This window comes from Alkalibacillus flavidus, assembly GCF_040545925.1.
Lineage (GTDB): Bacteria > Bacillota > Bacilli > Bacillales > Alkalibacillaceae > Alkalibacillus > Alkalibacillus flavidus.
In genome coordinates, this window is the sequence record NZ_JBEPMX010000008.1 from 30,773 (window position 1) to 44,546 (window position 13,774).

16 protein-coding genes and 1 riboswitch are annotated in these 13,774 nt (G+C 40.9%); of the genes, 5 read left to right on the forward strand and 11 right to left on the reverse strand.

Annotated features, from left to right (window positions below):
- Nucleotides 1-37: 37 nt before the first annotated feature.
- The 7 genes from ABID56_RS08530 to ABID56_RS08560 form a co-directional block, all read right to left on the reverse strand.
- The gene (locus ABID56_RS08530) at nt 38-607 is read right to left on the reverse strand and encodes a superoxide dismutase family protein (RefSeq protein ID WP_354220200.1); all 570 of its coding nucleotides are present in this window, start codon (nt 605-607) and stop codon (nt 38-40) included.
- 50 nt (nt 608-657) lie between these two features.
- A complete protein-coding gene (locus ABID56_RS08535; protein ID WP_354220202.1) occupies nt 658-903 on the reverse strand; it encodes a hypothetical protein in 246 nt (81 codons plus the stop codon).
- 45 nt (nt 904-948) lie between these two features.
- The gene (gene ribH / locus ABID56_RS08540; protein WP_354220204.1) at nt 949-1,416 is read right to left on the reverse strand and encodes a 6,7-dimethyl-8-ribityllumazine synthase; all 468 of its coding nucleotides are present in this window, start codon (nt 1,414-1,416) and stop codon (nt 949-951) included.
- 18 nt (nt 1,417-1,434) lie between these two features.
- Nucleotides 1,435-2,622, reverse strand: a complete 1,188-nt coding sequence (locus tag ABID56_RS08545; RefSeq protein WP_354220206.1) for a bifunctional 3,4-dihydroxy-2-butanone-4-phosphate synthase/GTP cyclohydrolase II — start codon at nt 2,620-2,622, stop codon at nt 1,435-1,437.
- Nucleotides 2,623-2,632: 10 nt separating this feature from the next.
- A complete protein-coding gene (gene ribE, locus ABID56_RS08550; protein WP_354220208.1) occupies nt 2,633-3,286 on the reverse strand; it encodes a riboflavin synthase in 654 nt (217 codons plus the stop codon).
- Nucleotides 3,286-4,389, reverse strand: coding sequence for a bifunctional diaminohydroxyphosphoribosylaminopyrimidine deaminase/5-amino-6-(5-phosphoribosylamino)uracil reductase RibD (ribD, locus tag ABID56_RS08555; RefSeq protein WP_354220210.1), 1,104 nt, complete (start codon nt 4,387-4,389; stop codon nt 3,286-3,288). Before ribD ends, ribE begins: the two co-directional genes overlap by 1 nt.
- A gap of 39 nt (nt 4,390-4,428) precedes the next feature.
- Nucleotides 4,429-4,564, reverse strand: a riboswitch (FMN riboswitch).
- Nucleotides 4,565-4,781: 217 nt separating this feature from the next.
- Nucleotides 4,782-5,156 carry a hypothetical protein gene (locus ABID56_RS08560; protein ID WP_354220212.1) on the reverse strand — a complete coding sequence of 125 codons (375 nt, stop codon included), beginning with the start codon at nt 5,154-5,156 and terminating at the stop codon, nt 4,782-4,784.
- Between the two features lie 115 nt (nt 5,157-5,271).
- Here ABID56_RS08560 and ABID56_RS08565 point away from each other — a divergent pair, with 115 nt between their 5' ends.
- The 3 genes from ABID56_RS08565 (at nt 5,272) to ABID56_RS08575 (ending at nt 7,817) form a co-directional block, all read left to right on the forward strand.
- Nucleotides 5,272-6,078 (forward strand): VLRF1 family aeRF1-type release factor, encoded by an 807-nt coding sequence (locus ABID56_RS08565; protein WP_354220214.1) that lies wholly within the window; start codon nt 5,272-5,274, stop codon nt 6,076-6,078.
- A 291-nt stretch (nt 6,079-6,369) separates the two neighbouring features.
- Nucleotides 6,370-7,080 carry a purine-nucleoside phosphorylase gene (deoD, locus tag ABID56_RS08570; RefSeq protein WP_354220216.1) on the forward strand — a complete coding sequence of 237 codons (711 nt, stop codon included), beginning with the start codon at nt 6,370-6,372 and terminating at the stop codon, nt 7,078-7,080.
- Nucleotides 7,081-7,214: 134 nt separating this feature from the next.
- Nucleotides 7,215-7,817: a biotin transporter BioY gene (locus tag ABID56_RS08575; protein WP_354220218.1), complete on the forward strand. Its 603-nt coding sequence runs from the start codon at nt 7,215-7,217 to the stop codon at nt 7,815-7,817.
- Nucleotides 7,818-7,860: 43 nt separating this feature from the next.
- Here the strand turns inward: ABID56_RS08575 and ABID56_RS08580 are convergent, their stop codons facing one another.
- Nucleotides 7,861-9,339: a leucyl aminopeptidase gene (locus ABID56_RS08580; protein ID WP_354220220.1), complete on the reverse strand. Its 1,479-nt coding sequence runs from the start codon at nt 9,337-9,339 to the stop codon at nt 7,861-7,863.
- 137 nt (nt 9,340-9,476) lie between these two features.
- Between ABID56_RS08580 and ABID56_RS08585 the strand changes: the two genes are divergently transcribed.
- Complete coding sequence (locus ABID56_RS08585; protein WP_354220401.1) at nt 9,477-9,953, forward strand: divergent PAP2 family protein; 477 nt, start codon at nt 9,477-9,479, stop codon at nt 9,951-9,953.
- A 28-nt stretch (nt 9,954-9,981) separates the two neighbouring features.
- Here the strand turns inward: ABID56_RS08585 and ABID56_RS08590 are convergent, their stop codons facing one another.
- The 3 genes from ABID56_RS08590 to ABID56_RS08600 all read right to left on the reverse strand — a co-directional run bounded on the left by ABID56_RS08590 (nt 9,982) and on the right by ABID56_RS08600 (nt 12,468).
- The gene (locus ABID56_RS08590) at nt 9,982-10,563 is read right to left on the reverse strand and encodes a 3D domain-containing protein (RefSeq protein WP_354220222.1); all 582 of its coding nucleotides are present in this window, start codon (nt 10,561-10,563) and stop codon (nt 9,982-9,984) included.
- A 119-nt stretch (nt 10,564-10,682) separates the two neighbouring features.
- Nucleotides 10,683-11,000 carry a YuiB family protein gene (locus ABID56_RS08595; protein ID WP_354220224.1) on the reverse strand — a complete coding sequence of 106 codons (318 nt, stop codon included), beginning with the start codon at nt 10,998-11,000 and terminating at the stop codon, nt 10,683-10,685.
- A gap of 247 nt (nt 11,001-11,247) precedes the next feature.
- Nucleotides 11,248-12,468, reverse strand: a complete 1,221-nt coding sequence (locus ABID56_RS08600) for an NAD(P)/FAD-dependent oxidoreductase (RefSeq protein ID WP_354220226.1) — start codon at nt 12,466-12,468, stop codon at nt 11,248-11,250.
- Between the two features lie 295 nt (nt 12,469-12,763).
- Here ABID56_RS08600 and ABID56_RS08605 point away from each other — a divergent pair, with 295 nt between their 5' ends.
- Nucleotides 12,764-13,750 carry an NAD(P)/FAD-dependent oxidoreductase gene (locus ABID56_RS08605; protein ID WP_354220228.1) on the forward strand — a complete coding sequence of 329 codons (987 nt, stop codon included), beginning with the start codon at nt 12,764-12,766 and terminating at the stop codon, nt 13,748-13,750.
- Nucleotides 13,751-13,774: the final 24 nt, after the last annotated feature.

Consider the following 13,774-nt stretch of genomic DNA (forward strand, 5'->3'; position numbering starts at 1 on the left):
GAGGCTGCCACATTTTATAATGGCAGCCTCTATTATATTATTCTTTTTCTTCCTCCGACACATCCTCAGCTGGATTGTCTGTTTCTTCATCTTTCTTATCTTTCGTTATTTCCGCACAAGCCACACGTTGACCTGAATCGCCTGCTGGTTGACTAACCCCATCATCTTGACCAGAATGGATGATTAATGCTTTTCCTCCATTTTCATTGAAAAGCGAACCACTACCATCTAATAAAGTCGCTTCTTCGACGACATATTCATACGATGCTTGTCCACTTGCATCGACTTCCATATTCGGCATATCGCCTATGTGATGATCTTCTGTCTGCATCAGCCCGTGTTTAGCTTTGTCTTGATCTGACCAATGGCCGCCTGCTGATTCAAATGTGGGCCCTTCACAAGTCGGTGTTTCGTGTAAATGAATGCCGTGAAAACCTGGTGATAACCCTACAACTTCTACTTTGACATTCACACCTTCAGCATCTTCAGTTAACGTCGCCTCACCAATCGGATCATAATCACCATTTACGACATCCGCTTTATAGACACTAGGGCTTTGTTGACAAGCTGATAAAAATAGGACAAAACATAAAAAAATCCATTTCATTCATAACCACCTCATCAGTTAGTATGGTTAGAATAAAATGGATTTAAACGTTATGAATCTTGGCGCGACGGCTTCGATTCTTGTACATTCATCTCTTCTGGAAAACGTTCTTCGATTGATTGCTGTTCTCGCTTCGATATATTATTCATCCACCTGAAAAACATAAACGCTAACACAGTAAAAATAATCAGTGTTAAAACAGCTGGAATATATGCTGATTTGTCTTCAGGAAAATAAAGAAATTCCATCATAGCGCATGCACCTACTTTTTGTTTCGACTGTATCCAGTATAACAAATCATAAGCTCATGCGTATAATGGAATGTTTCAGCTTTTTGACAATTAGCCTTTAAAAGACTGTAATAAATTCGCCATTTCAATCGCGCTCATGGCTGCACCGTAGCCATTGTTGCCAGCTTTCGTGCCTGCACGTTCAATCGCTTGCTCAATCGTATTGGTTGTTAAGACGCCAAAGATAACTGGTACGCCTGTATCCATGCTGACAGATGACACGCCTTTAGAAACTTCTCCACTCACGTATTCAAAGTGCGGTGTCGCGCCACGAATAACAGTGCCAAGTGTGATGACAGCATCATAATCGCCATGCTCGATCATTTTTCTTGCGGCTAATGGGATTTCATAAGCGCCTGGCACCCAAGCGATTTCAACATCATCTTCATTCACACCATGACGTTTCAGCCCGTCTAACGCACCGTCTAATAGCTTTTCATTAATAAACCCGTTAAAACGACCAACCACAATCCCAATTTTCAAATTGCTAGCCACTAAATTGCCTTCATATGTTTTCATGTTAATAGCCTCCTCGATTTAAAATAAATGTCCTAATTTATCACGTTTTGTTTGTAAATATTTTTCGTTATCTTTATTCGGTGTCATTTCTAAAGGGACGCGGTCGACGACTTCTAAGTCATAACCGTAAAGCCCTTTAATCTTACGTGGATTGTTAGTGAGTAATTTCATTTTACAAACGCCTAAGTCTTCTAAAATTTGTGCGCCAATCCCGTAATCGCGTAAATCAGCTGGGTAACCTAATTTTTCATTAGCCTCAACTGTGTCATAACCTTCTTCTTGTAGTTTATAGGCTTTAAGTTTGTTCAATAAACCAATCCCACGGCCTTCTTGGCGCATGTACAATAAGACACCTTTGCCCGCTTCTTCAATTTGCGTTAACGCCGCTTCTAATTGCGGTCCACAGTCACAACGGTTAGACCCGAACACATCCCCTGTTAAACATTCACTATGTACGCGGACGAGCGTCGGTTCAGTCGGATCAATATCCCCTTTAACGAGTGCGACATGTTCACGACCATCAATATCATTCGTATAAGCGACTGTTCTAAAATCGCCATATGATGTCGGTAATGACACTTCTACTTCGCGTGTAACAAGTTTTTCGTGTTTACGGCGATATTTAATTAAATCTTCAATTGTAATCAGTTTTAAACCGTGTTCATCAGCTAATTCGCGTAACTCTGGGACGCGTGCCATCGTGCCGTCTTCGTTCATAATTTCGCAAATCGCACCAGCTGGTTCCCCGCCTGCTAATGTTGCTAAGTCTACAGCTGCTTCCGTATGTCCGGCACGGCGCAAAACGCCACCATTTTTCGCAATAAGTGGGAAAATATGTCCCGGTCGCTTAAATTCCGTCGGTACAATATCATCGTCTGCCAAACGCATAATTGATTTAGAACGTTCGGCTGCACTTATGCCTGTCGTTGTTTCGACATGATCAACACTTACCGTAAATGCAGTACCATGACTGTCCGTGTTCACGTCTGCCATCATCTCAAGTTGAATTTGATCGGCTTTGTCTTGTGTGATCGGCGTACACAGTAAGCCTCGTCCTTCTTTTACCATAAAATTGACGACATCCGGCGTCGTGTGTTCAGCGAGCGCGACAAAATCCCCTTCGTTTTCCCGATTTTCATCGTCAACGACAATGACGACTTTGCCTTGCTTTAAGTCTTCTATCGCTTCGTGTATTGAGTCAAACATGTTGCCCCTCCTATTCGTTTAAGAAACCCGCTTCTCGTAACGTATCAAGTGATACACCTTGCTGTTTGGTCGCATCAGTCGGAACCATTAGTTGATACACGTATTTCATAAGCATATCACACTCGATATTGACGAGGTCGCCCGTCGATTTTGATGTTAATATCGTGGCATCTTGAGTGTGCGGAATTAACGAAATGGTTAATAGCCCATCTTGGATACCGAAAATCGTAAGCGACGTCCCATCAATACTAACAGACCCTTTTAACATCATATATTTCGCTAAATCATCGCCAACATCAATATAAAAATATTCGGCATTATCATGGGTTTCACGACCTGTGATTTGTCCAACGCCGTCGACGTGACCTGAGACAAAGTGACCACCAAACCGCCCATTCGCTGGCATGGCACGTTCTAAGTTAACGGTTGATCCTTGTTTTAGCCCTTTTAACGCAGTTTGATGAAACGTCTCAGGCATCACATCGGTATTAAACGACGTGTCCGTGAAATCCGTTACGGTTAAACAGACCCCATTTACTGAAATACTATCGCCTAACTGGACATCTTGCGTTATCTCTTTAACTCGAATCGTTAACTGAAGCGACTCAGCACCTTGTTGGATCGATTGAATCGTCCCTACTTCTTCTATGATTCCCGTAAACATTATGCGCCCTCCTCACGTCTTGGATTAGCGACAATTTTAATATCTGGACCAATAAGATCGACGCTAGAAAACGTTATCGCTACAGCATCATCGACATAGTCGAACCCAAGTTGATTGTAAAACACCTTACTCAGCTCGCCGCCGATTAATTTCGGTGCCATATATAAATGAATTTCATCAAATAATTGGTGTTGAATAAATTCGGAATGGATTGTCGCTCCACCTTCAACGTAAACACTCATTAATTTGGCATTAGTCATATGCTCTAACACATCATTTAAGTCAATGCGTTCTGACTCCATACGCCAAACGGTTGCTTGTTCTATGGCATTTATTTGCTTCTCATTGGCTACATCGGCTTGTTGACCACAAACAATAATCGTCTGGGCTTCTTCGTCTGTTAAAACATTCGCGTCTAATGGAATCGATAAATGTGTATCGAGGATGATACGTGTTGGGTTTAATCCACCGTGGGGCAAACGGGTTGTTAAATGAGGATCATCTCGTAAAACGGTTTGACTGCCAACTAATATGGCGTCATGTCGATGTCTTTCCGTGTGGACATCATGTCTTGCTTCGTCACTCGTAATCCATTTGCTGTCACCACTGTTCGCCGATGTTTTCCCGTCCATCGACACAGCCGTTTTAAGGGTCACAAATGGCTTTTGATGTTTCATATAATGAAAAAATGTTTGATTAATATGTTGGGCTTCTGTTTCTAAAACACCCACTTCTACATCTATACCAGCTTCACGTAACCAAGCCACCCCAGTCCCTGCGACTTTCGGGTTAGGGTCTAATGTCGCCACGTAAACCTTATCTACACCTGCATCAATAATCGCTTTGGCACAAGGTGGTGTTTTGCCGTAATACGAACACGGCTCTAACGTCACAAACATCGTCGCACCTTGCGCTTGGTCACCTGCTTGCTGAAGCGCATACACTTCAGCGTGCGGCTTTCCTGGTTGCATATGCGTACCTGTTCCTATGACGACACCGTTTTTCACTACAACGGCGCCAACAGAAGGGTTTGGACGTGTTTGGCCAATGGTTAGCTTAGCTAATTCAATCGCATGTTGCATATAAAATTGTTCGTCTTTCAATCGTTAACCCCCTTTAACTCTCACAACCGGATTAACGATCTGATCCTTCTCCCATCCAGACTATCACTGTCGGTCCTAGATTCTCACTAGCTCCACCGCTTGAAGCGGGTCGCGGACTAAGGCTTCATCAGCCATCACCGCCGGTCGGGAATTACACCCTGCCCCGAAGTTTTCAACCATATACGCATCTAGATTTCAAAAGCTCAGAAACCCTTCAAACCAAGGTTTAAGAGCTATCCATCCATTTTGTTTAAACCTGAAATAAATTCAAAAATGCGCGTTTATGTCAACAGTTTGTCAACAAGTGATCAACTGATGACTTACTGTCCATTATTATACAACATTCATCTTTTGAACGCTATCACTTGGTTTGGCAAAATCGAAAGGCCGCTTTAAGGCAACTTGTCTATTAATGTCTCTCTTACCTCATTCGGCAATTCTTCAATCGTTGTTATTTCCATTCTGTCGTTACTAGGATCAGTCATGATCAAGTACGCTTTGTCATGAAAATCAATCACGGTCATTTGCATCAACCTGACTTCAGCATGATTTTGAATATAGTTAATGTCTTTCTCTTGCAATTCAATATCCGCACTATCAGACATTAACGTTTCCACTTCTTCTATATCGTCTGATGATTTGATCGACATATATAACTCCCATGAACTTTTCGGGTTCATATAAAAAATGTAGTAAGCAATCATAATTCCTAAACAAACAGCCAACGTCAACGTCACAACTTTTAGGTTTCGATACTTTTTCTCCATTGATCTCCAGCCTTTCATTTTTTATAAAACTTTTTTCCCATAATTAATTTTTTTGTTTATAGTTTAACATTATTGGGAAAAGAACTACTAGATACGCTAAAAAAGGAGTGGTTACATGGATATCAAAAAAGTATTAAATCAACTAGAACATTATCAAACAGAATCACCAAATCGAATTTTCACAATGTATTTAAATACAGATCCGTCTGACCAAGATCAACAAGGTGGCGAATGGAAAATACATTTGAAAAATGGTTTAAATAACTTCGAAACGTATCTACAAGATGACAGCTCCGAAGAAAAGCGTAACTTCTGGGCCGTAAAAGAAAAGGTCGAGAATTATATCGAGGAGAATCGTCAAGACTTGAAGAAGAGCGTTGTTATTTTCGCAACAGGTGAAGGCGATGTTTGGTTTGCTGATCGACTACAGATGCCAGTTAAAACCGAATTTTATTGGGAAGATGAACCTAAATTAGATCAGTTAAAGCAGTTACATGAGACATTCCCGAAAACGGGTATTGTTTTAACACAGAAAGAACACATCAAAATCATTGATGCTGCGTTAGGTTCATTAAATGATACTGTATTCTATGAATTAGATTTAGATACAGAAGACTGGAAGCAACATCAAGGACCACACCAAGCTGGTTCTAATTTAGGCTCAGGTGGTGCGAAGTCATCGAAGAAAGATGAGCTTGACGACCGCTTCGATGAGAATCGTTCACGCTGGTATAAATCAATTGCACCGAAGCTAGATAAACTTGCAAAAGAGCGTGAATGGGAACAAATTTATATGATTGGCGAAAGCGATGAAGTTGACGAATTAGAAGCCAATATGAATAAACCTGTCACAGGTAAAATCAACAAGAACTTGCTCGATCACGAAGAAATGAGCATTTTAAACGAAGTGATGGATCAATAACCAATAACATTAAAGGTTTCAATCAAATGTGCTCTCATTTGGTTGAAACCTTTTTTATTACGATTCTAATCGCCGATAAACGATGTTGTTTCGCCGAAAGGATTGCCATTTTCGCTGATTAATGTTGAAATTTCGCTGAAAAACTCTCAAAAATCGCTGATAATCCGACCATTTTCGCCGATAACATGATTATAACTCGTGAAAATTCCGTTAAATGAACAGTTATAAATTGTTTGTCAGTCGCTTTTATGATAGGTTTAAATCGTAAGAAGAAATAAGGAGGATACACATATGCCAACTACTCATATTGGTGCGAACAAAGGCGATATCGCTGACAAAATTTTACTACCAGGTGACCCGCTTCGTGCGAAATACATTGCTGAGAACTTTTTAGAAGATGTCGTTTGTTATAACGAAGTTCGTGGTATGTACGGTTACACAGGTACATACAAAGGGGAGCGTATTTCTGTACAAGGGACAGGAATGGGCGTTCCGAGCATTGCGATCTATGCTAATGAGCTCATCCAAGAGTATGATGTACAAAAATTAATCCGCGTTGGGTCTTGTGGTGCGCTACAAGAAGATGTGCAAGTACGTGATGTCATTTTAGCACAATCAGCGACGACTGATTCGCAATTAAACCGTACCGTATTCGGAACAATCGATTTTGCGCCAACAGCTGATTTCAATTTACTTAAGAAAGCTTACGACGTAGGTGAAGAGCAAGGCTTAAACTTACGCGTTGGTAACGTCTTTACAAGTGACGCTTTCTACCGTGAGAATGCGATGGAACTATTCAATAAACTTGCTGAATACAACGTGCTTGCTGTTGAAATGGAAACATCAGCGCTTTATTCAATCGCAGCGAAATATAACCGCGAAGCTCTAACCGTTCTAACAGTGAGTGACCACATCATTACAGGTGAAGAAACAACGTCAGAAGAACGTCAAACAACATTCAATGACATGATTGAAGTGGCGTTAGACGCAGCCATTAAATAAACGAACTCCCCCACCTTTAATAAAAGGTGGGGTTAATTTTTGCGCCGATTGTTCACAATTATTAAATTTACGTTGACAATTATAGTGCCTTTTTTGTATATTAAATGTGAACTTACTATTAAGGAGGGTAAACAATGAACAAACGATTTTCAGCTTATGAATTGGCGTTAGGCGCTGTCTTCGTCGTTCTTCTCATGATCGGGGCAAATATTGCGATCTGGTTCCCGTTTTTAAAGGTGACATACGGAGCTGGTGCTGTGCCGTTATCATTACAAACATTTTTCACGATTTTAGCAGGACTTATGCTTGGTAAACGTTTAGGGAGTTACGCAGTCATTACATACCTTTTGCTCGGCTTAGCTGGTGTTCCTGTATTTGCTGAAATGTCTTCAGGACCGCAAACGTTCATTATGCCAACAGGTGGCTTTTTATTATCATTTATTGCGATTGCTTGGGTGACCGGGTGGATCGTTGAAAGAAGCGATCAACCGACGATTAAAACGTATTTATTGGCGACACTAGCAGGTTTAATCGCAAATTACGGTATTGGTGTTCCATTTATGGTTGCTTCAACTAATTTCATTGTCGAAGCACCTCTATCTATGAGTCAAGGGATCATCGCTATGGTACCGTTTTTCATCAAAGATTTTATTATATGTATGGGGGCCGCGATCTTATTACCTAAACTATTAAGTCGCCTCGAATCAGCCAACATTCAATTAACAGCACACTCATAAATAAAAGCCAACGTCTCATAAATGAAGAGACGTTGGCTTTTTACTATTGATTCATCAATGTTCTGGCTAGTGTTCGAGCCATAGCGCCAGTTGGGCCTTTTGGTCCGAGGTCATGTTCGCTTTCCGCCATTGCAGTGCCAGCAATGTCTAAATGGACCCACGGTGTGTCTTCAGCAAATGCACCGACAAAGGCACCAGCCAAGACAGCATGCGCTTTACGACCTGGTGAGTTATTTAAATCGGCAATATGACTCGTTGCGACTTGTTTTTTGAACACGTCATAATAAGGCAGTTGCCAGATTAATTCGCCTTCTGTATCAGCAGCATTGACCAATTCTTCGTACCAAGCATCGTTATTTGTCATAGCCCCTGTCACTTGATCACCTAATGCCACGACGACACCACCAGTCAATGTAGCGATATCCACAATCTTACTGGCCCCTTGTTGTTTCGCATACGTCACAGCATCAGCCATAGCTAAACGCCCTTCAGCGTCTGTGTTACGAATTTCGATCGTTTTACCACTCATCGAGACGATCACATCATCTGGTTTAAACGCTTTATGGCTCACCATATTATCTGTTGCAGGAATAAGCGCCATAATATTCGTCTCCGGCTTAATGTGACCAATGGCATCCATCGCTCCAATCACAGATGCAGCACCGCCCATATCCATTTTCATCCCGACAATGCCGTCTTTCCCCTTCAATGAATAGCCACCTGTATCGAACGTAATGCCTTTACCAACTAATGCAACTGGGGCTTCCCACGTCTCTAGCCCTTGATAACGCATAACAATAAAGCGTGGCGGATCCTCAGAACCTTGATTGACAGCTAGCAAAGCCCCCATACCTAGTTCTTCGATTTGTTCCCGATCAAATACATCGATCTCAAATTGATGCTTGTTCGCAATATTTTCAGCAAATACGGCTAAATCAGCTGCTGTTAACAGGTTGCTCGGCAGATTGACTAAATGGCGAGCGACGTTTGCTCCGTTTCCGAGTGCATAACCTGTTTGAGCTGATTCAATAATAGAGTCATCATCTGTTAAAACCGTTAGTGATGTCACATCCACACGGTCTTCTTCCCGGTCAGTGTGATACGTTTCTAATTGATAAGGCGCCATGGCAAGAGCTTCTCCGATCGCTTCGACATATGGCGTTGCGTTATCACATGCCAGACTTGCTAATGCTAAACTCGCATGATGAACATGATCTTCTGCCAATTGTTTAAATAGCTTGCCAAACGCTTGCCGTGCACCATGAACGGTTAAGTCGTTGCGATTCCCAAGACCGACGACATAAAGACGCTGCGCAGGCATTTGACCTAACGTATGTAATTTGGAAATATTACCGTATTGGTGTGAAAGATCGCCTGATTTCACAAGCTCATCGAGTTGCCCATTCCATGTATCATTCAACGTCTCATAAACGGTTTGTGTTTCTTTCGGTGCTTCATAAAGCCCGATAATTAATGCTTCTGTATCGTGATTCGTTATTGCTTGATTCGTTGTATTAAACATGATTATCCCTCCATCTTCTCACTCGTTATCATACCAAAAGATTTCGGATTTCGAAATAAATATTTTAGATAAACCCGTTTTTTAAACGTTGATTTTCGGGTATGATGATAACAAGGAAGAAAGGACGGCTGACCATGATTGAGCTTATTCAGAACACCCCTCTATGGATTGCATTGTTTGCAGTTATTTTTGCCCAAGTGGTTAAAATTCCGATTCAATACATCGCCTCACGTGAAATTAATCTCGGCTTAGCGTTTAGTACTGGTGGAATGCCGAGTAGCCACTCTGCCGCTGTTGCTTCTCTTACAACGGCGATCGGCATTGAACACGGACTTGACTCACCATTGTTTGCAATCTCATGTGTCCTAAGTATTATTGTTATGTACGATGCGACAGGTATTCGACGCCATGCAGGCGAGCACGCAACGATTTTGAACCAACTCGTTAAAGACGTGCAGCGCATTGTGGATGAGGCCATTCAATGGCAACAAAAAGAAGAACACGAAAAACAAAAAGAATTAAAAGAATTGCTCGGACACCAACCAATTGAAGTCTTTTTCGGTGCAGTGACCGGTATTCTACTCGCAATTGCAATCTATAGTTTTGTTCTATAAAAAAAGCCCTCTTACTTAGGTAAGAGGGCTAATTTGTATTCATTACAGGAATACTTTCATCCGTAATGGCTTGTTCCCACGCTTGTATATCAGATGCTGTGACTGATCCTTCGCCTTTTTCAATCACATACACATCAACTTCACGTTTACCCCATTCACGATAAACATCCTCGACTTCTTCATAATAAAGGTCTATTTTGTTCCCTTCGATCGCACCGCCAATATCTGTGACGATACCATAGCCATAATCGGGTATATACAAAACCGTCCCTAATGGAAATTCAGTTAAATCCGCTGCAATGGTCGAAATATCACCGCGTTGTACTGGCAAACCGGAATAGGTCACACCATATTGGGGATGGTCTTCTGTTTTACCAGTCGATTCATAACCTGCTGTATAACCAGTGGCAACAACGGTTCGTTTTGGAAACTGACGAAACGCGACTTCACTACGTTTATCGGTTTGATAACTCGCTAATTCAACCGCTTCATTATTTGGTTTATTCACGTGCCACATATGTTTGTTTGATAACGATGAGATTGTTTGTGTTTTCATGCGTTGACTTGTTTTCATATCTTCATTCATTGGCACGATCGCAAGAACGCTCATAATAATTACCGCCCCTACGAATACAAAAGAAAAGTTTCTTATTTGGTAACACATGTTCAACACCTCTTTGCCACAAAGCGTTACCATAATAAGAAACTTTTATACATTGACGATAATATTTAAAACATTTGATAGCCTTTTGCACGTAAAATTCGAATAACGATCCCCGATACAATCGTTCCAATAAAACCGATAGTTAAAATGACCATATCGACGACTTGAAGATTAACTAAGTCATTTACTAACGCTGGAAATGCCTCACCTGGTTGGGTGAAATAGCTCGTCATTGAGACATCATCTACAATCAACACAACGACAATCGGAAAAATGATCGCCATTACCCACGTTGACCGAAGTAACATATTTAAAATAAATCCTATTCCGAAAAACAACACAAAGAATAATACTGATAATACAAACATTTGCACAATACCCATGACAATCGGTGCCTCCTGTATAATCGACAACGCCTTAATATTAGACGTTTGTTTAAAACCACACCAATTTTATCACAAACGGACGTCATGAGTAATAACCTTGCTCGAGCGACACAAATTTGTTAAATATTGAACCATTCAAGACGATTGTTAGACAATCTAAAGATATTGTCTAACAATCTTAAGAGATTATCTAATAATTAAGGGAACCATAAGAAAAAAGGCAGCTGAGCGCTGCCTTTTTGGTTTAGTGATACATATCGAGTTTACCTTTTTTAAGCAATAAGCCGACGCCACCGAGTTTGAGTAAATAACGGTTGTCGATGACTTTCTTCATAATAGAAGCTGAACGGCCATAAAGTTTTTTATCGTCAAAGATGACACCGATCGCATCTGTATGACCTAATGACGCGACAGTTCCTTTAATATCCGGCTCAAAACCTTCTAGTTCATCTTGTCCATTCACTAACTGCTTCAAGTTATGAGCGGCTGTATCAGCCATTTGCATCGCAATTTGTGCTGTTGGTGGGAACGGTCGTTCAGCACCTTCTTCGAAAAATGCTGCGCAATCGCCAACAACAAATACATCGTCATAATCAGGAGTACGTAAGTCTTGACGTACCGCTACACGGCCACGTCCAACTTCAAAACCAGATTCCTCAACGATCGAATTACCGCGAACACCAGCTGCCCAAATGACGTTTTTAGAAGCAATTTCTTCTTGTTCACCGTCTTTTTCAACAATGATACCATTTTCACTACAAGACTTAATCATTGTGTTAAGGCGGAATTCAACGCCTTTTTCTTCAAGACGATTCATCGCATATTCCACTAATTCCTCGTCGAACCCTGCTAATGCAGTTGGTCCTGCTTCAACGTTTAACAAACGGACTTTGCTTGGGTCCACATCGTATTCTTGGCATAGCTCCGGAATACGATTCGCTAATTCGCCGACTAGTTCAATACCTGTAAAACCAGCACCACCAACGACAATAGTGATCAAGTCTTGGCGATCTTCTTTATAAATATTATATTGAGCAAAGTTATACTCAATTAAGTCACGAATGCGTCGCGCGCTATTAATGTTATTAAGCATGTACGCATTCTCACCCAGTCCTTCAATACCGAACGTCGCTGATTCAAAACCTAGCCCGATGACAAGATAATCATATGTAAGCTCGCCATCTTCTAACTTCACCACTTTGTTGTCAGGATCAATAGAGACAACCGTGTCTTGTACAAAGTTAACCTTGTTAAAGTTAACGACATCTTTGATCGGAAGACGCGTGCGATCGTGGTGTAACGTACCAGCCGCATTTTCGTGTAACCACGTCGTTTGATAATGATAATCGTGTTTGTTAACTAATGTAATGTCCGCTTCCGTGTCACCAATCATTTTCTGTAGTTTTGTTGTCGTCATAATGCCCCCGTAACCAGCACCTAAAACAACAATACTCGGTTTGTTCATTTACATCACATCCATCCCAATAATTTTAAAATTGATTGTGAAATTTAACGATACTTTGTGAAAATATTCACGTATTGACGTAGAAATTGTCATAAAAACGTAAAACTCACCTAAATATAATCTTAGAACGTTTCACAGAGATTTTCAACCCTTAGAACGATTTCTAATCATTCAGATAATTTATCGTATCTTTCCCCAATACTTGCAAAACATTTATCAATTGATGTGTCGAATGTTATAATATTTATCGGTGTGCGAACGATTTATTTTTGAAATAACATGTGGGGGATTATATATGAATGAAGAAGTTAGAGATATAGCTATTATTGGCGCTGGTCCCGTCGGTTTATTCACAGCATTTTATGGTGGATTAAGGCAAGCTGACGTGCAAATCATCGAAAGTTTGCCACACATTGGTGGTCAGTTAACAGCCCTTTACCCTGAAAAATATATTTATGACGTAGCCGGCTTTCCTAAAGTAACGGGACAAGGATTAATTGATAACTTATACGAACAAGTCAAACCATTTAATCCGACAATCACATTAGATCATGCCGTTCAATCCATTGATAAATTAGAGGACAATTTATTCAAATTAACGACGGATAAAGATACATTTTATGCGAAATCCGTTATTATTACAGCGGGTAACGGCGCATTCGAACCACGTAAATTAAAACTAGACGGCATCGACCAATACGAAGAGCACAATTTACATTATTACATTACGAATTTAGAAGCATTCCGCGATCGCAACATTATGATTTGTGGCGGCGGCGACTCAGCTGTTGATTGGGCGTTAATGTTAGAGCCGATTGCCAACCAAGTCAATCTCGTCCATAGACGCGACCAGTTCCGCGCCCATGAACATAGCGTGGAACAACTAAATGAATCGTCCGTTAATATTTTAACGCCTTATTCACCTATTGAATTACACGGTGATGAAGCGATTGAACGAGTCACCTTGCAAAAAACAAAATCTGAAGACACGATGGATATTGATATCGATGATTTAATTGTGAACTATGGGTTTATTTCACAACTTGGCCCAATCAAAAATTGGGGCTTAGAAATCGAGAAAAATGATATCCTTGTTAATACACGTATGGAAACGAATATTGAAGGCATCTACGGTGCTGGAGACATTATTACTTACCCAGGTAAAGTGAAATTAATTGCATCAGGTTTCGGCGAAGGGCCTACTGCCGTCAATAATGCTATGGCACGTATCGACCCTAACGCACGTGTTCAGCCTAAACATTCAACGCATATGTTTAACTAAAAAAATTGCGCTTCTCGTCATCGA